13 protein-coding genes and 4 pseudogenes are annotated in these 24078 nt (G+C 69.8%); 6 read left to right on the top strand and 11 right to left on the bottom strand.

Annotated features, from left to right (window positions below):
- Window positions 1-7: 7 nt before the first annotated feature.
- The 4 genes from OG552_RS36285 to OG552_RS36270 all read right to left on the bottom strand — a co-directional run bounded on the left by OG552_RS36285 (window position 8) and on the right by OG552_RS36270 (window position 7266).
- Window positions 8-5389, bottom strand: coding sequence for an ATP-binding protein (locus OG552_RS36285; protein WP_329128448.1), 5382 nt, complete (start codon window positions 5387-5389; stop codon window positions 8-10).
- Between the two features lie 395 nt (window positions 5390-5784).
- Window positions 5785-6705, bottom strand: a complete 921-nt coding sequence (locus OG552_RS36280; RefSeq protein WP_329128447.1) for an IS3 family transposase — start codon at window positions 6703-6705, stop codon at window positions 5785-5787.
- The gene (locus tag OG552_RS36275) at window positions 6702-7010 is read right to left on the bottom strand and encodes a transposase (protein WP_329128445.1); all 309 of its coding nucleotides are present in this window, start codon (window positions 7008-7010) and stop codon (window positions 6702-6704) included. The genes OG552_RS36280 and OG552_RS36275 overlap by 4 nt, the downstream gene beginning before the upstream one ends.
- A 118-nt stretch (window positions 7011-7128) precedes the next feature.
- A complete protein-coding gene (locus OG552_RS36270) occupies window positions 7129-7266 on the bottom strand; it encodes a hypothetical protein (protein WP_329128449.1) in 138 nt (45 codons plus the stop codon).
- A 380-nt stretch (window positions 7267-7646) separates the two neighbouring features.
- On the opposite strand from OG552_RS36270, the gene OG552_RS36265 reads away from it, so the two are divergent.
- Window positions 7647-7787: a hypothetical protein gene (locus OG552_RS36265; RefSeq protein WP_329128450.1), complete on the top strand. Its 141-nt coding sequence runs from the start codon at window positions 7647-7649 to the stop codon at window positions 7785-7787.
- 474 nt (window positions 7788-8261) lie between these two features.
- On the opposite strand, the gene OG552_RS36260 is transcribed toward OG552_RS36265, so the two are convergent.
- Window positions 8262-8450, bottom strand: coding sequence for a hypothetical protein (locus OG552_RS36260; protein ID WP_329128451.1), 189 nt, complete (start codon window positions 8448-8450; stop codon window positions 8262-8264).
- A complete protein-coding gene (locus OG552_RS36255) occupies window positions 8451-8720 on the bottom strand; it encodes a hypothetical protein (RefSeq protein WP_329128453.1) in 270 nt (89 codons plus the stop codon).
- Between the two features lie 187 nt (window positions 8721-8907).
- On the opposite strand from OG552_RS36255, the gene OG552_RS36250 reads away from it, so the two are divergent.
- The gene (locus tag OG552_RS36250) at window positions 8908-12216 is read left to right on the top strand and encodes an NACHT domain-containing protein (protein ID WP_329128454.1); all 3309 of its coding nucleotides are present in this window, start codon (window positions 8908-8910) and stop codon (window positions 12214-12216) included.
- Window positions 12217-12304: 88 nt separating this feature from the next.
- Here OG552_RS36250 and OG552_RS36245 read toward each other — a convergent pair.
- Window positions 12305-13255 (bottom strand): annotated as a pseudogene (locus tag OG552_RS36245) (IS481 family transposase); the annotation flags it as partial.
- A gap of 151 nt (window positions 13256-13406) precedes the next feature.
- The gene (locus OG552_RS36240) at window positions 13407-17327 is read right to left on the bottom strand and encodes a Kelch repeat-containing protein (RefSeq protein WP_329128455.1); all 3921 of its coding nucleotides are present in this window, start codon (window positions 17325-17327) and stop codon (window positions 13407-13409) included.
- 303 nt (window positions 17328-17630) lie between these two features.
- Between OG552_RS36240 and OG552_RS36235 the strand changes: the two are divergent.
- Window positions 17631-17846 (top strand): annotated as a pseudogene (locus OG552_RS36235) (transposase); the annotation flags it as partial.
- A gap of 104 nt (window positions 17847-17950) precedes the next feature.
- Here OG552_RS36235 and OG552_RS36230 read toward each other — a convergent pair.
- Window positions 17951-18710: pseudogene (locus tag OG552_RS36230) on the bottom strand (phosphotransferase family protein).
- Between the two features lie 222 nt (window positions 18711-18932).
- Here OG552_RS36230 and OG552_RS36225 point away from each other — a divergent pair.
- A pseudogene (locus OG552_RS36225) lies at window positions 18933-19463 on the top strand (IS5 family transposase); the annotation flags it as partial.
- Between the two features lie 939 nt (window positions 19464-20402).
- Window positions 20403-20675 carry a hypothetical protein gene (locus OG552_RS36220; RefSeq protein ID WP_329140446.1) on the top strand — a complete coding sequence of 91 codons (273 nt, stop codon included), beginning with the start codon at window positions 20403-20405 and terminating at the stop codon, window positions 20673-20675.
- A gap of 567 nt (window positions 20676-21242) precedes the next feature.
- Here OG552_RS36220 and OG552_RS36215 read toward each other — a convergent pair.
- Window positions 21243-21719, bottom strand: a complete 477-nt coding sequence (locus OG552_RS36215; protein WP_329140444.1) for an RHS repeat-associated core domain-containing protein — start codon at window positions 21717-21719, stop codon at window positions 21243-21245.
- Window positions 21720-21963: 244 nt separating this feature from the next.
- Between OG552_RS36215 and OG552_RS36210 the strand changes: the two genes are divergently transcribed.
- A complete protein-coding gene (locus tag OG552_RS36210) occupies window positions 21964-22773 on the top strand; it encodes a transposase family protein (protein WP_329140442.1) in 810 nt (269 codons plus the stop codon).
- A gap of 320 nt (window positions 22774-23093) precedes the next feature.
- On the opposite strand, the gene OG552_RS36205 is transcribed toward OG552_RS36210, so the two are convergent.
- Window positions 23094-23783, bottom strand: a complete 690-nt coding sequence (locus tag OG552_RS36205) for a VCBS domain-containing protein (protein ID WP_329140439.1) — start codon at window positions 23781-23783, stop codon at window positions 23094-23096.
- Window positions 23784-24078: the final 295 nt, after the last annotated feature.

Genomic DNA, 24078 nt, shown 5'->3' with positions numbered 1-24078 from the left:
CATGTGTTCACTCGGAGTACGGCGCGAGTCGGGACACTCCAGCAACGACGAGTGCGTCAACTACCCGCTGCCAGTCGGTGGTCATGCCTGCGTCGGCGACAGCCTGGCGAAGTTCGATCAGCCATGACGTGAGCAGGAATGTCCGGTTCGCAACCTGGCTGGGGTGGGCGAGGACAAGGTCCGCCACCCACTGAAGGCCGACGCGTGCCTGGTCGTCCGCTGGCAGGGGCTTGAGGAAGCCGACGAGCTGGTCCACGCACGTGGCGTGACCCTGGGCGTGGGGCAGCCATTGGGCGACGGTGTCCTGCCAGGCGAGCGGCTCCCACCAGACGATGGGCTGGTCGTGGACTTCCCGGTACAGGTAGGCGATTTCGGCGGCGGGGTTGGGCAGGAGCGCGGCGAGGGCGGAGTTGTACTCGTTCCTGCCGATGAAGGGTGTGTGCCCGGAGGCTTCCAGGGCGATCACATGGGCGATCACGGTGGGCCACATACTCCGTGCGGTGGCTGCCCTGTCCGCAGACTCCTCGGCAGCTGAGGACAGTGCACTCAGGAAGCTGCCGAGGAGTGTCGGGTGGTCAGCGTAGGCGTCGATGTGCTGGAAGACGGGTGCGTCCTGGCCTGTGCCTGCCACGGTGAGCACCGCCCGCGCCGCGATCAGGGCATGGGTGCCGCGATGGTCCATGTCGCGCTCCGAGGCCAGCAGGGCGCGTCGGTGCGTTGCAAGAAGCACGGTGAGGAGTTCGCCAGCCTGGGCGGAGATGCAGATTGATGCCGCCGCGGCTGGGCCGAGGGCCCTGATCGCCCCATCGAGGCGGTCCACCAAGATGGAGTCAGCAGCGGCCTCAGCGAGTGCGTCGGAGACCGGATCGTCGAGGGTGACGATGGCGCGCCGGCCGGTCTGCGGGTCCCAGGTGCCGAGGACGCAGTCGCGCATGGTTTCGACCGCCAGTTGGAGGGCTGTTGCGTGATGGCAGGTGCTGTCGCCGGCTGTGCAGGTTGCCTGCCAGACAGGGTCGAGGCCGCGGGCCAGGTGCACGCGTACCTCGTTGGCTAGGCCCCGCGCCAGCTTGCTCGCTGCGGCGGCGGCCTGACGGTATGCGGTGGAGCCGTCGCTGCCGTCGACATGGGCTCGCAGCGTGGCGGCGGCAGGCAGAAGGAGCAGCGGGAGTGCTCGTGCGGCGGTGCGGTCGGCCCCCTGCTCGTAATAGGCCTCCTCAGAGTCGAAGGGGTGCGGTGAGACCGCTCCCTCCCCGATCCGAAGAAGTGTCTGGGCGGCGAAGCGCAGGTCGTCGGTGGGCAGGTCAACACCGTTCACGAGGTGTGCTGTGAGTGCCGCCGCGGCGACCGCGGCGGGCGCTTCCCACCGGTCGTCGGAGTCGGAGGACGAGCTGTCGATGAGTTCCCGGGCTGCTGCCAGATCGCCGGCCAGGTCGTCAGCACTGAGATCTTCGGCCTTGCCGGTTCTGGGATGGACGTAGTAGCGGACGCTGAGCCGCAAGGCTTCGTGGACGCGTGCCAGGTCCGTGTTCTTGGCCTGCAGGGCTTCGACGACGTCGTCAGGGGGGTTGACCTGGATCTGCAGGCCCCCTTCCACGTGCTGCGCCTGGTAAGTGTCGCGGTCCAGGGCACTGGCCCAGGCGCGTACAGGGTGAAGCAGTTCCTGGACCCTTTCCTCACTGGTCTCGCCGAGGTCCCCCATGGCCAGCCGCCGGGCCGTTGCGACAAGCTCCTGCCCAACCAGCCGCAGCTCCTGCGCGCGCTGGTCGTCAGCACGCAGCACCGTCGCCATGGCCGTTTCCCGCAGCGACCAGCTCCGGCGCTCAGGAGCGGTCAGATCGTCGGCGGCCGCCCTCAGCCCGCTCGATTCGTGGACCGTGCGTGTGAACTCCAGCTTCCACACCATCGGTTCGGCAAAATAGCGGTCCAGCAGACGGTCGTCGTGTTCGAGATGGCGGATGAGCAGGCCGACGACGAAGCCGACCATCGCAAGGTTCTCGCAGTCCTCGAGCAGGACGGCAACCATGGCGGCCACGGAAATGTCAGCCTCGACCATGCGGTCGCACACCCGCTCCAGCGCTTGGAGTGCGCTCATGCAGGGATAGGGGCCGACACCGGTTCCGCGGTACCAGAGCCACACGTGCGGGTCTCCGACGTAGGTACGGCGAGCCCCTGCGACGTCGAGTTGTGTCCGGTAGGCGCTGACGTCGTGATCCGTGGACGGGGCGCCGTACTGGCCGAGGCCTGCCAGGGTGCGGGCGCGCGCCAGCGCGGCGTGGTTGAGCAAGCGGTTCAGCACCGCGACGCCGGTGCGGAAGTCCGTCTGGAACAGCGCCATGAACGGGCCGCGGTACCAGGCCGCAAGAGGGGCCACTCCGACCCCGTGAGCGGTGTGATGGCGGATGCCGTCCTCGTGGAACCCTGACCCGTCTTCGTCGTCGTTGAGGTAGTAGGCCTCGGTCAGCTCGGCCAGGAAACCACGCCGGTAGGTTGCCAGTGCCCGGCCGGTCAGCACCTCTTCGACGGCGGGGCCGGCCCATGCCGGTGCGTCCCTCGCTACCCGGCGCAGGACCGCCTCGCCGTCCTCACCGAGATCCGGTCCGAGCAAGGCCAGCAGCTCAACCATGAGTTTGTCGGAGATCTCGCGGGGGATCTCGGCGCGCGCACGACGGCGGGCACGCCGGCGCCCGTTTCCTGTCAAGCGCAGCAGCGGCTGCCGCGCGAAGTCGTCTTCGCCTTGGGCTTTGCGCGGCGGCCGTGCCGCCTGCTCGTCCTTCAGCTGGCGATCGGCTGCGCCGCAGGCAGCGAGTAGACGGTCGTGCAGCCTGATCCGCAGCGGATAACCGGCGGGGATATTCGCGAGGATGACCGCGTGGAGCCAGTCGCGCAGGATGCCTTGAACGTGCTTACCTTCCCGCCAGGGCTCCTCCTCGTCGAGCAGCAGGGCGATGAGCGGTTCGACTGCCACGATCCGCACCAGCCCCGCTTCGTCGTGCAACCGCTGGTCCACCAGACGAATCAGTCGCCGCAGGCCGGCGTCCGGTTCAGCACGCAGCACAGGCCATGCCTCGCGCAGCACCGGGTCGGGCGCTCCGAGCGTCAGGAGCGCTTCACCGGGCACGTCTCCCCAGCGCTCCCCGTGACCTGCCGCGACCAGATCGTCAAAGGCCTGCTGCAAGCGGGCGAACCTGCCGCGCGCAGGCGCCCTCTGGCTGTCGGGGGCGGCAAGGCGTGCCTGGCACGCAAGCCGTGCGGCACCCAGCGCCCAGCGCGGCACGCCGGCGTCGACCAATACCGCCGTGGGGTGGGGAGCCGACAAGAAGAGCCGGGCGATCGCATACCGGCGCACCTCGTCGTGTGCGAACTGCGGGCCGATAGCGAACGGGGCGTCGGTCTCTGTGCGCAGCAGACCGTCCTGGCGCAGTCCGGCAAGAGCCGTGGGATCGATCGCTCCCACGACATCCAGGGCATCTCCCTTGCCGAGTTCCAGAGCGGCCAGACGCAGAAGCGCGACGTTCCGGGCGTCCGGGGTCCCGCGTTCAGGGCGTCCTGGGCGGAGTACCAGTCCCGACCACGCCTGCTGCATGGCGTCGGCGTCGCTGAGGGGCGTGGCCTTCACGCCCCCTCGTACCAGCAGGTCCACCACGACGGGCCGTCGCAGCAGCTCCCGTGACCGCGGGTCGGCCGCGAGGGCCGACAACTCTTCGAAGACCGCGACAGCTTCGGTCACCTGGGCATCGGTCAGCAACGGGACCTCGAAGCCGGCTACCTCCCCGGCACAGCGGTCACTGATGGTGTCGTGGACGATTTGCTGGGCGTCGTTCGCGGTGATGGCGACGATTTTGACCTCGGCCTGGATGGCGGCGTCGATGAGGTAGAGGAGGGTTTCCAGCCTGCCCTCAGCGAGCGCGTCCGCCCCGTCGATGACAAGGATCCGCCGAGGGGCGCTCAGCTCCTTGAGGAGCGCTGCCAGCGAGGTACCAAGTACAGACTCCGCTTCCACGGTGGTGACGGGGAGATGCCGCAGGTTGATACACGCCACCTGCAGGCGGTCGGGGTCTTGTGCAGCGTCGGTGAGCGTACGGACGACCAGGGCGCTCTTGCCCACGCCGGATTCGCCGTGCACGACGACCGCAGTCGCCTGGGACTCCACCAGCTGAAGCAGCTGGTGTGCCGCATCGCTACGGTCAAGGTGCACCGTGCGGCTGCGGTCCTCGGTGGTGATCTCGTCGCGCACCCACGTGAGCGCGCGTTCGTGGAGGTGGCCGAGCATCCGCCATCCTCGCCGGTGACGGCGCACGGCCGAGTCGAGGACCTGGTGGGCGTCGCGCCGCAGAAGACTCAGGTCGACGGTGGCGGCCTTGGGCGAGTAGTCGTCGGCCAGAGCGACGAGCCGCTCCCGCAGTCGCGTGGCCCCGTAGAGGTCGGTGCCGCGGGCAACGCGGATGAGTGAGTTCGTTACGGGGGCCCAGTCCAGTTCGTCCGGGGTCTCGAGTCTGGGCATGAGCACGGTCAGCCGTGACAGCAGCTGCCAGGTGCGCTGCTCAACAAGCTGCGGGCTGGGATCGGTGGCCCCGAGTGCAGCCAGAGCGAGTTCGACGAGCTTTTCGATGTGGGTAAGGCGTGCCCGGACGTCAACGTGGAATTTCCGGTGCGTGCGCAGGAGGCCGAAGAAGTTGGGCGCGTCCTTTTGCACGGTGGCCTCGGCTGCAAGTACTGCCAGTTGCTCCGCGTGCTCCTGCCGGCCTGCGACGACCAGTGCCGCTCGGTGTTCAGGCCCGTCGCTGGGCGCGTCGACGACTTCCTGAACAAAGGTGCGGATGAGCTTTCTGCTCAACTCGTTGCTCTGCACGAGGTCGGGTGCGCGGCGCACAGCGACGGCGAGCACCAGGGACGGCTCCGGCTCATCGGCGCGGGCGGCATGGAGGACAAGGTCGTCGACCGCGTGCTCTGGTGCTTTCTGGAAGGCCACACTGACAACTGACCGGCTGTCGCCCAACTCATCGGCGCCGTCGCCAAGAAGCAGATGGGCAAGGTACTGCACAGCGACCTTGCGCTCGAAAGTGACGCCACCGCCGCCGGTCGCGTACGGGCTCATACCGGTAGGCGTCGCAGTGTCGGCGGCGCTCGCCCGGGTCTGCTCCAGCCATGTGCGCAGCGTGTCGCTGTCGGTGTTGAGATGCCACTGCTGGGAACGCCCGACCTGACTCGAGGCGGCGAGCCCGGCCTCTCGGAGCTTGTCCAGCGCCGCCGTTGCCGTGGTCGGGGACACCCCCAGGGCCGTTGCCACCTTCCGGCCTGACAGGGGCACGGTCGTGGCGGCCAGCGTTTCCAGGGCGCGGTATGCGTTCTCGCCCAGCATGCCCCGCAGCAACTCGACAGTTGAGGTCACGCCACCACGCTATCAGTGTCCTGATAATCTGGACACGTACATCACTTGCGCGGTCGTGAAGCCCTCGCACGTGAGCCAGACGGCGACACGGACCCAGTACTGGCAGCGACCATGCAGTCAGAAGGACTGGGCTCCAGAGGGGCCCGGGCCAGCGCCCGGCCCACCGCAGGGCAGTCGGCAGGCTCAACAGTCGGGATCGCGGCGCTTCTTGTGGGTGTCAGGTCAGCGTCGCGGTGAGCGAGACTCTTTCGAAGGGGTCATCGAAGAGCGCGGAGGAGATGAGCCGGGAATCGAGCGGGTTCTTCGACCACGCTTGGGCATCGGCGCCATGGGGGGTGTGGCCGAAGTCGGGTTCCTGGAAGACTGAGGTTCCCCCGCTGTGCGGGAGTGGCTGACTAGCTGGTCAGGGCGGGTTGACGTGGTTTCAGGTTCACCGGTTCGGCCGCTGCCTGGTCGGCGTAGCGCTTCTCCTCGAACTCGATCGGGCTGAGGTAGCCGAGGCGTTTTTGGATGCGTCGGGGGTTGTAGAAGCCGTCGATGTACTCGAAGAGCGCCAGATTGGCTTCGGCCCTGGTCGCGAAGACGCGGCCGCGGATGCACTCGGTCTTAATGATCATCCACAGGTTCTCCGCCAGGGCGTTGTCGAAGGAGTCCCCGACGGAGCCCATGGACGCCCGGATACCCGCTCTGACCAGCCGCGTCGTCAGCTTGATACTCGTATATTGACAGCCGTGATCGGCATGGTGGACCAGTTCGCCCGGGGCGACCTCACGGCTGGCCAGGGCATACTCCAACGAGGACAGGACCAGGTCCGCGTCCGCGCGGGCGGAGGTCTCCCATGCCACGACGCGGCGGGAGAACACGTCGCGGATCGCCGACAGCCACAAAGGCCCCTCCCCGGTGGAGATCATGGTGAGGTCGGTGACCCACAACCGGTTCGGCGCGGGCGCGGTGAAGTCGCGTTGCACGAGGTCAGGGGCGAGATCGGCGTCCGGATCGCGGCGGGTGAACCCCTTGCCGCGGCGGGGGCTGATGCCGACGAGACCGGCCTCGCGCATGAGGCGCTCGACCCGTTTGCGGCCGACGTGCACTCCACCGCGCTTCAAGACGGCATGGACACGGGGCGAGCCGTAGACCCCGCCGGATTCCTCATGGACCTGCCGGATCCGGCCGGTCAGCTCCGTGTCCTGACGGCGCCGTTCACACGGCTCCTTTTCTGCCTGGCGCCAGCGGTAATAGGTGGACGAGGGGATGTGCAGTTCCCGGAGTACGGGCTCGACCCCCAGGTGCGCGTGCTCATCGAGGAGCGCGGTCACCTGGGCCGGGTCGGGTCGAGCTGGGCCGCGAAAAAAGCCGAGGCTGTCCGCAGGACCTCGTTCGCCCGCTTGAGCTGGGCATTCTCCCTGCGCAGGGCGGCCAACTCCTCGCGCTCGGCAGTGGTCAACACGTCCTCCCGTTCGCCGGCGTCGGCCTCGGCCTGGCGGATCCAGTTGCGCAGGGCCTCGTGGTGGACACCGAGATCCTCGGCCATGCGGCGGATCACCGGCTTCGGCTCGGCCGCCCGGTACATCCGCACCGCACGCTCACGCAACTCCAGCGGGTACTTCCTCGGGGCAGGCATCGTCAGGGCTCCTCTCATGAGACCCATCTGACCTGCTGTCACCCTTCCCCGCATCTCGGGGGAACCTCAGGGCAACGTCAACCGCTGGGCAACCAGCGACCCTGTAACCGACGAGCAACTACGGATCTGGTACGTAGCCCTCACCCGCGCACGCCGCCTCGCTGCCCTGGCCGTACCCGAAGACGAGGCAGAGCCCCTCGTCCAGCTCCTCACCGCCCACCACGTGCCCGCCACGATCATCTGAGACCAAGCGCACTCGACCATCACCTCAGTGCAGCCACTACCCCCAGCCGAGAGTCGGGCGAAGCCGGCACGCCCTACGGGCAAGCCGCGAACCGCCGCCGGCCGGTGCGGGCCGTGCAGTTTGTCGGCTTGTGGCTACACACGCAGGCCAGGGCACTCCACCGATCAAGATCATTTACCCGAGACTCAGCGCCGATCTAAGCGCCACCTCAACGAGATTGAGTCCAAGGTCTCACAATTAGACTCCTCGCAGGTCAGACGTCATACCTACCCCAAGACAGCCCGCATCGCCGGAGGTCGGCACTCAATCTCAATATTTGAGTCCTCGCAGGTCAGAGACTCATACATGGCATGATCCGCACCATCCCAACTGAGACGACATAACCGAAGACGGTGGAGAAAGCCGTCGAAGGTACGCCGGACGCGCAGTGGCCAGCGGCGTGCCGCGCGGGCACGATCTGCGCGGGCCTGCTCGGCGGCCAGGTGCTGCCCGGTGACGGGGATGGGCGTTTCATCGCCGAGCGCCTGCAGTGAGCAGCCGTCGTAGATGCAGCTTGGAGCGCAGCCCTCCAAGCGGCGGTCAAGGGTGCCGGTGGTCAGTGATACAAATGCGCGCCGGTGTCAGCGATTCCTCCCGGCGCGGTCGTCATGGCCACGAACTGGGTCAGCTGCGCGGCTGCGGCGTTCGCAAGGAGAACACGAAGACGTTCTCCTTGCGACGCAGAGGGTGGTCATTGGGCAGGCCGGTGATGTACGCGGCCGCCCCGTGGCCGATCGCCGTACCCGCAGAATGCCCCGCGTGCGGACACACTGGTTTCGCAAGCGGCCGGGACAAGACGGGGGAATACGGGGAGGTCTGGTTCCTCCCCCGGCACTTCGGGTGCCGCCTGTGCGGTCTCACACTCACGATGTGGGAACTCGACCTCGCGGGAATCAAGGGCCAGATACCCAACGACGACGAAGAGCCCGACCCGGACTGGGAACCCGACTTCGAGATGTACTGAGGGCTCAGGCGGACGTCCTTCCGCCGCCCGTGCCCCATCGACCGAGGAACTCGGACAACGCGCGGCGCTGCTGTTCCTCGCGGGCGATCTGCTGCGCGGGGACGTCGCGGTCGATGTACGGGTCGACGGCGGCGAGGACCAGGCGCTGGAGTTCGTCCGCCTCCAGCGCCTCCACCTCCCGTGCACCGGGCACTCAATGTCGAAGCCGTAGGCGGGCGAAGGGCGGCCACCTCGGGCCGCCGCGCTTGCCCTCGGTCGCCAGGAGCCCGTACGCGCGCATCTGCTCATAGGTGAGCAGCACCCGGGTCACCGAGCTCCAGCAGCCGGTGCGCTCCACCCGGTCCCGCTCGATGTCCTCGCCCGAGCAGTCGAAGTCGCCGACCGCCAGGAGCACGGCGTCGCGGGGGTCGGCGGTGACTCGGTCGCGGACGACGTCGGCGTAGGATTGGGAGCCGAAACCCACAACACACCAGGCCAGCCGGCACCCCACACACCAACAAGCCCCCTCGAGCGTCACCCGCGGTCTGTCGGCTCCCGCCCGTACTACCTCCCGAGTCGCCGTGTGTCCCGAGCCGCCCGAACCCTAGGGTGGCGGCCCCCGCGGCATGGCAGGCTGCTGAGCCGCGGGCTCAAGGGGAGGGAGATCGGGCATGGCGGCGCGGCGGTTGATCGGGTACGGGGACGCGGTGGTGCTGCTGGGAGGCGACCCCGCGGGGCTGGCCGCGCTGGACGAGGCGCTCGGCAGTGCGCTGGGGCTGGCCACGGGCGGGGCGAGCGAGACCGTACTGAACCTGGCGGGGGCGCGGGGCCGGATCCTGCGGCTCGGCCGGGATATGGTTGGAAGCCTGCGCGAGCGGCTGGGAACGGCCGACCGGACGAGCCGCAGCGAACGTCTCGCGGCCGCCCACGCGGTGCTGGTGGTGACCGCGTACTTCGAGGAACTCGCGGTGACCGAGCTGCCCTTCGACTGGGCGGAGGTGCGGCTGACCCGCCGCGAACAGCTCGCCTTGGCGGGCGCGGCCGAGTCGACCGCGCGCGACTTCGTCCATGCCCTCACGGCCGCCGCCCCGCCGATGCCGGCGCCCCACATCCCGTACGAGCGGGTCCTCGATACCCTCGCGAGCTGGTATGGGGACCTGGGCGCGCGGCTGGAAAACTTCCTGTGCGGCCTCGCCCTGTGGGACCGCCTGAACGAGAACGGGCGGCGCGCGACCCGTGAACAGATCAGGGGAGCCGCGGGCGGAGCCCTGCGCCGCTACGAGGAGCTGTACACCCGCCTGGCTGGCGAGATCCCCGAATTCGCCTTCTGGACACACCAGATGGAGCACCAGACCACCCGCGCGACCGTACGCGAAGCCCTGGCCGGCGTGGCGTCGCTCCTCGCCGGGCTGTCGGCGGGTGCGCCCCCGGTGGACGTGGCCGCGGCCCTGTCCACCGCCGCCCGGGCCGCGCTCAGCCGCCCGATCCTCGCCGATGGCGACGTGCCGACCGGCGTGGGCCTGCCAACGGTCGCCGCCGGCTACCTCGACCCGCGCTTCCGGGTGCGGGCGGTGGGCGGCGACGGCGGCGGCCCGGCCGACGAGGCGTGGTGGACCCGCGCCGACGAGCGCGAGGACCTGAGCGAGTACCTGGCGGGCGCGTTAACCAGCCCAGGCGCCACGGCCGCGCCCTTGGTCGTCCTCGGCCAGCCCGGTGCCGGCAAGTCACTGCTGACGAAGGTCCTCGCTGCCCGCCTGCCCGCCGCGGGCTTCCTGCCGGTCCGTGTCGTACTGCGCGAGGTGCCCGCCGAGGCAGACGTCCAAGACCAGATCGAGTACGCGATCCGGTCAGGGACAGGCGAGCGCGCGACCTGGCCGGATCTCGTACGGGCGGCCCCCGGCCTGGTCCCGGTCATCCTCTTCGACGGCTTCGACGAACTCCTCCAGGCCACCGGCGTCAGCCAGTCCGACTTCTTGGAGCGGGCCGCCGCCTTCCAGCAGCGCGAGGCCGATCAGGGCCGGCCGGTCATCGCGCTGGTCACCACCAGGACCGCCGTCGCCGACCGGGCCCGCTTCCCCGAGGGCTCGGTCGCCTTACGCCTGGAACCCTTCAGCGACGAGCAGATCCGCACCTGGGTCGCGCTGTGGAACCGCACCAACGAGCGCTACTTCGCCGCGAACGGCCTCAGCCCCCTGCCCGCCTCCCTCGTCGAACAGCACCGCGACCTCGCCGGCCAGCCCCTGCTGCTGCTGATGCTCGCCCTCTATGACGCGACTGACAACGCCCTCCGGCGCAACGACGGCGTCCCGCTGGACGAAGCCGACCTGTACGAGGACCTGCTCACCGCCTTCGCCGCCCGCGAGGTCGGCAAGTCCGCCGTGGCCCCCCGGCCTGGCGAGGTGGCCGACCGGGTCCAGCAGGAGCTGGAACGCCTCTCCCTCGTCGCCTTCGCCATGCTCAACCGCCGCCGCCAGTGGGTCACCGCGGACGAACTCACGGCCGATCTCACCGCCCTCCTCGACCCCGGCCACCGCCCCGAATCCGGCTTCCGCGCCCCGCTCGACCAGGCCGAGATCGCCCTCGGCCGATTCTTCTTCGTCCAGCGCGCCCAAGCCGTCCGCGACGCGCGCCGCCTGGCCACGTACGAGTTCCTGCACGCCACCTTCGGCGAATACCTCGCAGTGCGCCTCGCCGTGAACCTCCTGTACGGCCTGCTCGACAGCCGCCCTGCCCTGCTCGTCTCCGGCCCCGCCCCGGTCGCCGACGACCTCCTCTACGCCCTGCTCTCGTACGTCCCCCTGTCCTCGCGTCAGATGCTCCGCTTCGTCCGCGCCCGTGTCGCCCACCTACCCGAGGCGGACCGCGAGGCGCTGGCGGACCTCGTCGTCCGGGTCATCGCCGCCAACGCGGTCCGCACCCGGCACGACCACGCCGACTACCGTCCCGCTCCGCAGAGCCCGACCTCCTCCCGGCACGGGCGGTACGAGGCAAATCTCATGCTGCTGATGCTCGCGCTGACCGGAGGTTTCACGGCGCGCCGCGTCTTTCCCGAGTCCGTCGACCCGCCGGGCACCTGGCACCGCCGCGCCCTGCTGTGGCGGTCGTCTCTCGACGAGGACGAATGGGCGGCCTTCGCGTTCTCGCTACACCTCAAGCACACCTGGGCGGGGACGCAACGGGAACTGGAGGTAGTGCCCGCGAGGGATCCGGCGGACGACCCGGAGCCTGTCGACCCGAACTGGCTGTACGGGAACCGGCCGGAGCGCGACGCGCCTGAACGGATGAGCTGGCGCAGGACCTACTGGAACGAACTGCCTCGGAAGATGGACGTCTCGGGCGGCACCAACGACTCCGTGGTCAGGCACGCCCTGGAGCCCGTGGTCGACCGCCTCGGGCCGGAGCTGATGACCTTCACCGCCCGCGCTGACGGCCGGGCGTCCTCGATCGCCCACGACGTGCTGCGGGTGCTGCTCGCCGGGCGGACGCGGTCGTCGGCGCGGCGGCTCGCTGACGCCTACCGGCTGTGTGCCGTCTGGCTGACGGACCCGTGGGCCGCCGGGGTGCGTCCGATGGTGCTCGGCCTGCTGGCCGACGACGCGGGCCGACTCCCCGCAGACCTGGTGGTGTCGCTGCTGCGGCCTTTGGACTCGGAAATCCTGCTCGAAGCCGCGGACACGGCGGAACTCGTACTGGTGGCAGCGGTGGCCGCCCTCGTCTCAGAGCCGCACCCCGCGGCCCGGGTCTCCCTGCTGGGCATCGCTCGCGACATCGTCTCGCTCCGTCAGACACATGACGTACGCGGGTGGCAAGCCTGGGTGACGGTCCACGATCACGGCTTGTCGGGCGCAGTCTTCGGTGGCCAAGCCTCCCAGTGGCTGCGCGGCCATGCGCTGGACGACCTGCCGCCCGCCCTTCGCCACCGGATCCACCGGATCGCCGCCGTCGACTACCCCGACGTCAGCTTCCCGTCTCCCTCGTAGCCCTGTCCCTTTGTCCTAAAAAAGCCATAGCAAACCGCACGAACAGTGACCACGGAAACGCTGAATGTGATGTGCTGGCCTGCGGCTGGGTGTATTGCCCGGTGAGGTTGGGGACGCGGGTGGCGGGTGGTTGGCCGCCCAGGGCGGTGTGTCCGCGGTGGTGGTTGTAGGTGTGGAGCCATCGTGGGAACGCCGCTCGGCGTTCGTCCTGTGAGCGGTAGGGCTGGGCGTAGGCCCGTTCGTCGAGGAGGGTGCGGTTGAGGCGTTCGACTTTGCCGTTGGTCTGGGGCCGGTAGGGCCGGGTTCGTTTGTGGGTGATCCCGGCCGCGGTGAGGGTGTCGCGCCAGAGCCGGGATTTGTAGCAGGATCCGTTGTCGGTCAGGACGCGTTCGACGGTGATGCCGACCGAGGCGAAGTAGGCCTGGGCGCGGGTCCAGAAGGCGGTGGCGGTCTCCTGCTTCTCGTCGGGGTGGATCTCGCTGTAGGCCAGGCGGGAGTGGTCGTCGACGGCGGTGTGGATGAAGCTGTAGCCGGCGCCGGAGCGGTTCTTGCGGCCGGCCTGGCGGCCGAGGACCTTGTGGCCGCCGCCGTCGGGGATGTTGCCGAGTTTCTTGATGCCGACGTGCACGAGTTCGCCGGGCCGGTCGCGTTCGTAGCGGCGTATGACGCGGCCGGTGGCGCGGTCCAGGCGGGCCAGGCGGGCCAGGCCGTAGCGGGTCAGGACCCGGTGGACGGTGGACGGGTTCAGCCCGAGCAGGTGCGCGATGCGGGCCGGGCCCCATCGGCGCGGGATGCGGACCTTGATGATGCGGCGTTCGGTGCGGGCCGGTGTCCGCCGCGGGCTGCGGTGCGGGCGGCTGGAGCGGTCGGTCATGCCGGCCTCGCCCGTGGTCCGGTAGCGGCTCGCCCACCGCTGGGCCGTGGTCGGTGAGACCTGGAAGCGCTCCGCGGCCCGTCGCAGCGGCCAGCCGTCGTCCACGACGCAGCGCGCCAGACGCAGACGACCGGTCTCGGTCAGGGGTGCATTACGGTGGGGCATGAGGGCCTTTCGCTCCGGTGGGACGTCGCAATCCACACCGAACCCGCAAGGCCCTCACCCGTTCAAGATCACCCGGCAGTGATCATCACCACTGTCCACAACCTCCCCGGACAGAACAGCTGAGGCGTCGACGGCCCCGGCACCGGGCACGTCAGCCCGCAGGGCTTCCAGGGTGGTGGGGCGGTGAGGTGACGTGGAGGGTCACCGCGGTTGGCGGAAGGGTGTACGGGGTGTCCGTGCCGAAGGTGAGGCGGGCCTCGTAGTTACCCGGGGCGGGCATCCGGGGGGTGTGCGCGTCCAGGGTCACCGTCAGCGTGGTGCTCGCCCCCGGCCGCAGGGTGAGCCGCTGGGTGCTCTCCCCCAGCCACGGCACGTCGGAAGCCGGGTCGACCGCGAAGCCCGGCAGATTCTCCACCGCCGAGGTCACGGCCAGCCCGCCGGTCCCGCCGCCGACCTTGTAGAACCCGAGCGCACCGCCACCGCGGTACGTGGCCGTGGCTGCGTTGGGCAGCGCGCTCCACGTATCCCTGTCCGGGTCGAAGGCAAAGCTCTGGTTGCTCAGGACGTCGCCGTCGACACCGCCGGCGACCACCAGCAGGCCGTTGGCCGCCGCGTACGCCGAGCCCCACAACGGCACCGGCATGTCCGCGAGCCGCGACCACGTCCCCAGCGCCGGGTCGTAGGCGTAAGTGTGGGCAATGTTCCCCGCGTTGGTGGCGCCGCCGGCGCAGTAGAGCTTCCCGGCGCTGGACGCGCAGGACGCCCAGGAAACCGGCTCCGGGTAGTCGGCGGCCCGGCTCCAGGTGTCGGTCACCGGGTCGTAGACATTGACGTCGGCCACGCCGCAGTCCACGTCGCAGCCCCCGACCAGGTACAGCTCGCCGCCGAGTACGGCCGAACCGGAACCCGCGTGCGGGCGCGGGTCGGGGGCACCCGTGGACCACGTACCGGAAACGGTGTCATACACCTCCAGCTTCGGGTCCGGGTTCTCCTCCGGGCCGCCCCAGCCGCCCGCGACATACAGCTTGTCCCCGATGAAGCCGTGCCCCGGCGCCTCACGGGCGTCGGCCGCGCCCGCGAGCTGCTTCCAGGTACCCAAATCCGGATCGAGGACGTAGAGGTCGTTGCTGTCACCTTCGCCGTTGACGGAGAACCCGGGGTCACCGAAGCCGGAGTAGACCTTCCCCTGGTGGCTGTCGGCAATGTTGTCCATCACAGCCGACGGCAGGCCGGGGGCACCCTGCCAGGCATTGACCGGGACCGGTGCCGTATGCCCGGCCGGCGAGGCACCGGCGGAGGCGGCGGGGACCCGGCCGAGGGGGTAGGTGCCCTTGACGCGCTGCAGGGGGGCTCCCTGCGCCGCGCCGGGGAGCATCGCGCCGGGCTGCTCCCCGAGCGTCAGCGTCGCGGTCGCCGTACCGGTGTTGGAAACCCTCAGCCGCCGCGTGACCTTGCTGCCGCGAGGCACGGTGGCGTCGATGCTGCCGGGTGTCACGGCGAGCCGGCCGGCTTTCAGGGAGTACGAGACCGCGGTGGTGCGGTCGGCCCGAACCGTCAACACCTCCGGGCGGTCGGTGTAGTTGCTCTTGACCGCGGTGAGAGTGTGCCTGCCGGGGCCGGGGACGAACAGCGAAAAGTACCCGTCATCGAGGGACAGGTCCTCGGGGGTGGCCATCGTCTGGGTGTGCACGGCCGCATCGCTGCCGTCACTGACCATCACACCCGCGGCCGCCAGACCGGTGTTGGCGTCCTTCGCGGTGCCCACGACCAGACCGCCGGGGGTGGGGGTGAAATCACGCTGCCCGACGAAGACGTCGTCAACGCCCCAGTACCACACGCCCGTTGCCGCGTAATGGAACCGCAGGCGCACGGCCTTGGCATTCGCGTAAGCGGTGAGCGGCACGACGACCGGTGTGGGTCCGGCGTAGTACACGTTGTCGTCAGGAGACCAGACCGCCGTCCAGGTGGCCCCTCCGTCGTCGGACGCCTCAACGCCGAAGTTCATCCGCGACGGGTTGTAGGTGTACATCGTGTCAAAGGCCAGTTCGGGGGTGTCCTGCCCGGTGAAGTCGTAGACAGGGCTGACCAGTTCGGAGTCCTGACGGGCATCCCAGCCGTAGTAGGTGCTGTCCACGATGGCGAAGGATCCCTGCCCGCCGGTGCTGTTGCCCTCGCCGGCCGGGTCGTCGAACTCCCAACCGCCCACGGCCCCAGCGGCGTTGGTGACCGTCCAGTCGTGCGGCGGGGCGGTGGACGAGTCGAACGTCTCGGTCCTGCCGGTCAGGTGGACGGCATAACCCGGAGCGGTGGCAACCCACGGGTCGGCGGTCGGCGAGAAGTCGGCGGTGAGTGGCTTCATACCGACGTGGATCCGCCGGGTGAGGGCCTGGTAACCGGGCGCGACCGCGGCCACGTCGAGCGTGAAGTCGGCGTTGCGCGGCAGGGTCACCTTGTAGACGCCGGTGACGGGGTCTGTCCAGATGGCCTCGGGATCACCGGCGACACCGATCCTGGCGCAGAGCGGCCAGCCGTGGCCCGAACCGTCGGTGACCTTGCCCGTGACCGTCGCACTGGGCACCGGGGTGACCGTGATGTTCCGGGTGACGGAGGCGCCGTCGGCGACCGGGACGTCCTTCAGGGTCCGGGTGGCGTACCCGAAAGCAGCCGCCGTGACCTCATGGCTGCCGGCCGGCAGCACCAGGGCGTAGTGCCCCGTGGCGTCGGTGTGGGCGGCATCCGTCCCGGAGGAGACCACGGCGCCGACGACGGGCTTGCCCGTAGTGCTGTCGAGAAGCGTTCCGGACAGCCGGCCGTGCGGCCCGGTGCGGAAGGACTGCAGGCCGTTCGGAGTGCCCAGGCCGGTGGGACCGTCGTAGCCCGCGGCGGCGCGGCACAAGTAGGCCGGGTCGCAGCCGCCGTTGCTCCCCGTGGTGACGTCGTTGAGCCCTTCACGGTCGGCATACGGGTAGGCGTTGGGGTACGTGCCCGGGACCGGGGTGGCCGCGTCCGCGTACACCGACGCGATGATCGGCGACGACACGCTGGTGCCACCGAAAACCGCCCAGCCGGTGCCGCCGTAGGTCTGGTAGACCGCGACACCCGTAGCCGGGTCGGCGACCGCGGAGACGTCCGCCACCGCGCGGTTGGCACATCCGGTGTCCTGCTGGAAGGCAGGCTTCGGCTCGTACAGGGAGCACCCGGAACCCGCCCGCCCCCAGGCCGCTTCGGACCAGCCCCGGGCGCTGTTCCCGTCACGGGCCAGCGAGGTGCCACCCACGGAAGTGACGAACTGTGAAGCCGCCGGATAGGCGACGCCGTAGGCGTAATCACCGGAGGAGGCCACGACGGCAACGCCCGGATGGTTGTAGTGGGCGTCGAGCGCGGTGGTCTCCGACGGGTCCTCGCCGCTGCCCGGGCCCGCCCGGTAGTCCGTACCGTAGGAATTGGACACGTACTTGGCGCCGAGCGCCACCGCGGTGTCAACGGCCGCGCCGAGGCTGTCGCCGCTCGGATCGTCCCCCTCCACCAGCAGGATGCGCGCGTTGGGCGCTATCGCCGAGACCATGTCGAGGTCGAGGGATATCTCCCCCGCCCAACCCGGATCCGGCTGCGGGTAGGAACTGCCCCCGCGCTGGTCGACCTTGGTGAAGCAGCCGCCGGCCGCAGTGCACGCCGGCAGCCCGAACTGCTCACGGTAGGCGGCGAGATCCGCTTCCGCCGCCGGGTCGTCGTACGCGTCGACGATCGCGACGGTCTGGCCGGCGCCGCCGTCAGACGGAAGGTTGTAGGCGCTGAGCAGGTCACCGGGGCCGTACCCGGCGGGCGCGGCGGCCCCAGGGGCCGCGGCAGGTCCGCGCAGGTTACGCGCCGCGGACACGTCCGTGCGGCGCAGCGCGAAGCAGGCGAACCGGCCTGGCTCCGGCGTGCCACACACCGGCTTGTAGGACCCCGCGGCGCCGCCGCCACCCGCCGGCGCCGGACGCGCGGACGCCGCCGGCGCCTGCAACCCCCAAACAGCCACCGCGACCGCGCCGAGCAGTGCGAGTACGCCCGGCACCCTCCGTCCCCTCAAGGGGGCCGGCCTTCCTTCTCTACGCACCAACCACTCCCACGGGGATTCGTCACAGAACGCCCCTCGCGCAACACGGGATCACAAGGAGCACTGAGGGCACACAGTGGAACCAGTGGACTAGACATGTCAATGGGGCCTGAGGGGGTGCCCGATCACGACGGTGCGGGAGCGTTGCCCGGGGCCGGGGGCGGGCAACTCGGCATCGTTCGCGGTACGTTCGGCTCGGCTGGGGTGCTGGGGGACGCGAAGGAAGCGGGGCATGGCGTGCGACGGGGGGCTGGGACGTGTCGCTGACCGCCGGGCCTGCTGTGGGAGATCTACGACGAGTCGTGGGCGCGCATCGAGCCGTTGCTGCCGGTCGTTCCGCGCAAGCCGCAGCGTTTCCGGGTCGCGAGCGTCCGGATCACCGCAAGGTGCTGGGTCGGGTCCTGTTCGTGTTGCACACCGGGATTCGCGGGGAGTTGCTGCCCCAGGAGCTGGGCTTCGGCTCGGGGGATGACCTGCGGGCGTCGGCTGCGCGCCGCACTTTGGCGGGAGTCGGAAGCGAGGGCAGGCGATGCACCTCAGGAGCCGGCCCGCTCGACGTGCCGGAACGCACTGAGCAGCGGCGGGCCTGCACGGGCTCACATCCGGGATCTCAGCACGCCGACCTCACAGCCCGCCGCGAACGGGTCGAAGCCGTGCTCGACCAGCCAGCGAACCCCCAGCAGGCTTCGCAACGACCACCACGCGCGAATCACGTCGAGGTCGACGTCAGTGCCATAGCCGGCGATAACGTCACCGAGGTGCTCCTCCTGTCCGAGCGTCAGGGTGGCGAGGTCGAACAGGGCATCGCCCGGGCCCGCCTCGGACCAGTCGATGATGCCGGTGATCTCGTCGCCGTCGATGAAGACGTGATCGATCTGAAGGTCGCCGTGCGTGAACATCGGAGTCCACGGCCGGAGCGCGGCCTCGGCGACCTGGCGGTTGCGGGTGACCAGGTCGGCGGGCAGGACGCCGTTCGCCACAAGCAATTCACACTCGCCGTCGAGTTCTGCCGCAAACTCGTCGCGACCTTGGCGACGCCGGCCGGGCCAGGGTGGCAACGGCGCGTCGTGCAACTTCCGGACGGCGGCACCCGCCGCGGCCCACGCCGCCGGGGACGCGGTCGACGGCTCGCCGAGGCGCCCGAGCGCAGTCCCCGGGACCGCGGGCGATCACGAGCACGGGCGGCTTACGCCACAGAACCTCCGGGGTCGGGATCGGAGCCAGGGCCATCGCCTCGACCTCGACCTCGACCTCGACCTCGAGGCGCTCCTGATCGGCGTCCACCTTCAGGAACACAGCGCCAACGCGAAGGGTCGCGCGCTCGGAATGGGCGACGACGACTTTGACCCCATCCATGGGCGCCCAGTATCCCGGGCATGACCGTCTCCGTCGTCGGGTTTGTCGCGTGCGAGGGCGCGCCTGACCCCGTGCGGCCCGGCTACCGGTGGCCTCGTGCACGGCACCGATCGATGACCAGGTCAGGCCCAGCACTTTTGTTGGGGGTCCTTACCGATCGTTTCAAAATGAGATCGGTGTGTCGGCTCGCGTTTGGTGATCCTCGTCGGCAGGCTCTGTGGGGTGTCTGCTGATCTTGTGCCGGATGAACTCTGTCGAGCTCATAGCGCCGTTGCTGCCGCCGGGCCCGGCGCGCAGGCATCGCCACCCCGGGCGGCTGCGGGTGTCCGACCGGGCGGCCCTGGCCGGCATCGTCTACGTGCTCCGCAAGGGTGTGGCCCGGCGTGACGTTCCTGCCCAGGTGGTGGGCCGTTCCGGGGTGACCAGCTGGCGCCGACTGCGCGACTGGACCGAAGCGGGCGTCTGGCCGGCTCTGCACCGGACGCTGCTCGCCGAGTTGCGTGGCGCGGGCCTGCTGGAGATGGACGACTGCGCGATCGACGGCTCCCACGTCCGGGCCCTCAAAGCGGGGACCACGTCGGGCCCTCACCCGTCGACCGCGGCCGCCCCGGCTCCAAGCACCATGTGATCGTCGACCGGCACGGCACCCCGATCGCCATCTCGGTGACCGGCGGCAACCGGCACGACGTCACCCAGCTCATACCTCTCCTGGACGCCGCCCCGCCGATACGAGAAATGCGGGGACGACCCCAGGTGGTTGCCTTGTCGGGGCAGGAGATCCACCTCGTCGGCCCGGACGGCGGTGGTGAGGTCGTGCTCGCCGGGCACCTGTTCGCCGGCCCGGGCTTCAGTGTCATCGGGGCCGAGGCGCCCCAGGCCGCACCGCAGTGGGGGCTGTTCGAGACCGCCCCCGCCGCGGCACGCGAGAAGGCGCTGGCGTGGCAGCGGCACGTGCGGGAAGTCGAATGCGGCCTGCCTGGCGGGCCCGGCAGCGAAGGAACGGTGCGACCGCAGTACACCCCGAAGCGGCACACGCTGGCCGAGCGGGAGCAGGCGAAGGCTGAGGAGCTGCCGCGCTCGGGTTCGGGAAGGTGTCGCGCACCACGGTGCCGCGCATGCGCCTGGCCTACCGCAAGCAGGGCCTGTGGGGGCTGCTGGACCATCGCACCACCCGCGTCGCCAACCCGACCGGGCGGGCCGACGAACGGGTCGTCGCCGCCGTGCGCGAGGCACTGCGCCGCCGCCGCGGCCGCTCCAAGGGCACCGTCAACGGCCTGTTCCCGCTGATCCACCAGATCCTTCAGGACCGGCACGGCCCCGGCACCGTGCCCGCCCCGTCGCAGGCCACGCTGTACCGTCTGGTCACCGCCCTCGCCCGGCCCGGCGAACTGCCCTCCGGGCCCGTGAGGCAGGTGCCCGCGAGTTTCGAGGGCCGGGCCTTCACCTCCGCCAGGGCGCTGCGGCCCGGCGAGCAGGTCCAGGTCGACACCACCCGCCTGGACGTCCTCGCCCTCTTCGACGACGGACGCCTGGCCCGGCCCGAACTCACCATCGCCGTCGATGTCGCCACCCGCGCCGTCCTCGCCGCCGTGCTGTGCCCGAGCGCGACCAAAGCCGTCGACGCCGCCCTGCTGCTGGCGGAGATGGCCGTCCCCCCACCCCGCCCGCCCGACCTGGCCGGACATCCTGCGCATGGACCACGCTCCCGCACTCCCCCACCGGCAGCTGGCCGCGCTGGACGAACGCCTGGCCGGCGCGGCCGCCAGGCCGGTCGCCAGGCCCGAGACGATCGTCGTCGACCGCGGCAAAGTCTTCGTCTCCGCGGCCCCCACCACGGCCCCGCTCCCGATGGCGTACGGCGAGCAACACGTCACCAGCGGCCGCTTCACCGGCGGCCTGGTGCCACTCATCGGACCGCCGCACACACAGCAGTGCACTTACCCCTCCACATCACCAGCGCGCTGACCCGCCCTAACCCTCCCCCGCCGCACGGGCGTTCCGCTGCCGTGTACTTCAGTGCACATCGACCCGGCGCGGGCCGCCGGTGTACCGCGGCCGGTTCCCGGGCGGACAAGGGGCCCGATGTGCCGGGTTTCTCCCCTTGTCCAGTGGCTTCGTGCCGAAACGGGCAGCCGACGCGTTCCACGATTCCATGGCGCCCTGTTTGTGTGATTCCCAGCCATTCCCAGATATTCCAAGACGATCCGAGTCGCGGCGACACCGAGAACGAGCGGGGAGAGGCACTAGCCACCGCGCCAGTCCCTGCTTTACTAGTCGTCCATCCTACCGGTGAAAAGCGCCCACAAGAGATACGTGGAGACAAGTGCGAAGCCAGCAGGCCAGACGTACCACAGGGCTCCTCCGGAATGCCGCAGGAATCCAAATATGCTCACGGCGGTACTGACTGCAAGCCCGGTCCAAAATGCGCCACGCTTATCCGGGTCGATCCGATTGTTCAATTTCATGGCCAACACCCCCCCTTCAGCAGGTTTCGGGTGCCGCGACGGCCTTGCCGTCGCGGCACCCATTATTCTACTTCAGTTTCGTGAACTGCATGCGGAAATAGGCCCAGGGGATCCATCTACAGGGCTTATAGACCCCGATTCTGACCTTGATTCCATTTTTCCCGACGTGGGCGAGAATAGCCGCTCCCAGACCTGCGGCACTGACCCCCAGGAAGTACAGAGCGTGCACCGCCCACCCTGGCAGCACAACGCCAGCAATATCCTGCAGTACCGCCGCTACGCTGCCACCCTTAATCAGTCGCTTGACAACCGCAATCACCGTCTTTTTGTTGAGTTTGAAAGTCTTCCTGAGAACCCAACTCCCCTTGCCGGTGAGGTCAAGGCAATTGATGCGGTCGGCGGTGCAGTAGTCGTAGGCGTTGGCGTTGCCACCGGGGATGGGGTCCGTGCCGAGGAAGCGGCCGGTGGCGGCGCCGTAGAGACGGACTCCCATGAGGACGGCACCGGTGACGGTTTCGATGAGCGCTGTTTGCCGCCGAGCCATCCGTAGCGGGTGGCGGAGGTGGGGGTTTCAGGGCTGCCGTATTCATCGCAGGCGAGGACGGCGGGTGACTGGCCGATATCGAGGGGCAGTGAGGTTTTCTCAGCGAAATGATCTTCGCGAAACGTTGTGAACCGCTCGCCCCTGGACGTATCGGGCGGACTCATCCTGGTTGTAGGCAGACGTAAAGCCCCTGGTAGGACAGGTCTCACCACAAGATCTCGTCCGAACCACCAGAGGCTTCACGTTGGTCACCCATGTTGCCACGCTCGATGTCCCACGCCACGTCGTGGACCACCTTTCACGACTGCTGGCCGCCCACCGCCGACGATTGCGCACTCCGCGGGGCTCACGGGCCCTGGGCCCGTTCCGCCAGGCCGTGCTGGTCCTGCGCTGGTTCCGCGAGCAGGCGTGCGTGCACTGCCTGGCCCGCGACGCCGGCATCTCCCAGGCCACCGGCTACCGCTACCTCCACGAAGGCATCGACGTCCCCGCCGACCGGGCCCCCGAGTTGCACGACGTCCTCAACCGCTGCCGACGGGAAGGAATGACACACGTCATCCTCGACGGCACCCTCATCGGATCCGACCGCCTGGCCGGCGTCCGCGAGAACGGCAACGACCTCTGGTTCAGCCAGAAGCACAAGGCGTTCGGCGGCAACGTGCAGTTCCTGTCCTCCCCGGACGGCACCCCGCTGTGGGTCTCCGACGTCGAGCCCGGCTCCACCCCGGACATCACCGCCGCCCGCATCCACGCCCTGCCTGCCCTCTACAAGGCCGCCGCCAACGGCCTACCGACACTCGCGGACAAGGGCTACATCGGCGCCGGCATCGGCATCCACGTCCCGGTCCGCCGCCCCGAGGGCAAGTCCGAAAAAGCCTTCCACGCCGACACCCGCACCACGAACACCCTGATCAGAGACCTGCGCGCTCTCGGCGAACGCGCTGCCGCCGAACTCAAGGAACGCTGGCGCACGCTCAAGCACGTCTCCCTCAGCCCCAGCCGGATCGGCGATATCGCCCGCGCCGCACTCGTCCTCAACGGAATCTGGAAATGATCTTCGCTGAGAAAACCTCAGTTGGACGCTGACCTCGCCGTGGAGGCCGGTCACCCGGAGGATGGTGCCGCCGGTTGCGGTGCTGGTTGCGTCAAGGTCCCCATCCAGTCCTTGAACGTTACGGGTGACGGTGCCGGCGGTCTGCTGGCGGACGAGATCCTTGGTGCAATAGCCGGTGGTGGCGCCGGAGGCCTGGGTGGTGGTGCGGCCGACGGCATCGTAGACGGTACCGGTGATCGTGAGGCGGCCGGCGCTGCCGTAGGTGTAGGTGGTGGTGGCCGGGGTCCGGCGGTGCCGCCCGGGTTGCCTGGTGGTAGTGGTCAGACCGGTGCGGTCGGTGTTGTCGTCGAAGCTGTACGCGCGGTGGCTGGTGGCGTCGGCTTGGGTGTGTCCACGCCAGTAAGACGGCCCGCCGCGTCGCAGGCGTACGCCTGCTCGGCCGTGCCAGAAATGCGGGCGGCCTGCTGGCCGTCAACGGTATCGGCGGCAGCGTCCTCGGCGACGGTCATGCCGTCGCGGGTGCAGGTGCGGGAGGTGTCCGCGCCGGTCTCATCGGTAGTGGTGGTCATGGTGCAGCCGCCCGGCAGGGCCTCGGTGGCCAGGTTGCTGTCCGCGTCGTAGGTGGCGCTGAAGGTGCCGGCCACCGAGTCGCTGCGGGAAGTCTCCAGGCCGCGGGGGTCAAGGCTGGTGTCGTAGGTGTAGGTGGTGGTGGAGGGTGCGGAGTCGGTGGTCTTGGCGGGCCGGTCCAGGGCGTCGTAGGCGGTGGTGACGGTGTTGCCAGCGCCGTCGTTGTAGGAGATCCGCCGGCCGAGAGTGTCGTAGACCTGGGTGATGGTGTGTCCGCCAGCGGTGGTGGTGGCCACCTGGCCGGTGGCCGGGCCGTAGGTGGTGCTGGTGTCCGGGACCGCGGCATCCCCTCCGCCGGCCACCGACACGGTGACAGCGCGCGCAGCCCCGCCGTCAGTGGCCGTGACGGTCAGCGTGGAACCGTCCCGCGCCCCTGATGACATGGACGGTGTCGCCGAACACGCCGTAGCCGGCCGTGGTGATGGGCATTCGACTGGAGTCGGTGCCGCCGCCGGGGGCGGAAGCCGACGGGAACGATGCGTCCGGCGACTCGTGCGCGCCGCGGACAGCAGGGGCCGTCCCAACAGGTAACAGCGCCGACGGCCGGCGCGGACGAAGAGGCACACGGGAGCCACGTGCTGCCGGCCGGTTCCCCCCACGGCCCGCAGCAGGAGCCGCCGCCCGTCCGCGAGCCCGGCCAGCGCCTCCGCCGCCGGCACGGCGGCGGAGGCGAGCCCC

This window comes from Streptomyces sp. NBC_01476 (genome assembly GCF_036227265.1).
Lineage (GTDB): Bacteria > Actinomycetota > Actinomycetes > Streptomycetales > Streptomycetaceae > Actinacidiphila.
This window is presented reverse-complemented; position numbering and strand designations above follow the sequence as displayed.

Coding starts and splice junctions, on each gene's coding strand:
- OG552_RS36275 (WP_329128445.1), bottom strand. CDS start 7,010: ATGCCTGCCCCGAGGAAGTACCCGCTGGAGTTGCGTGAGCGTGCGGTG.
- OG552_RS36250 (WP_329128454.1), top strand. CDS start 8,908: ATGGCGGCGCGGCGGTTGATCGGGTACGGGGACGCGGTGGTGCTGCTG.
- OG552_RS36220 (WP_329140446.1), top strand. CDS start 20,403: ATGGACCACGCTCCCGCACTCCCCCACCGGCAGCTGGCCGCGCTGGAC.
- OG552_RS36215 (WP_329140444.1), bottom strand. CDS start 21,719: ATGGCTCGGCGGCAAACAGCGCTCATCGAAACCGTCACCGGTGCCGTC.
- OG552_RS36205 (WP_329140439.1), bottom strand. CDS start 23,783: ATGTCATCAGGGGCGCGGGACGGTTCCACGCTGACCGTCACGGCCACT.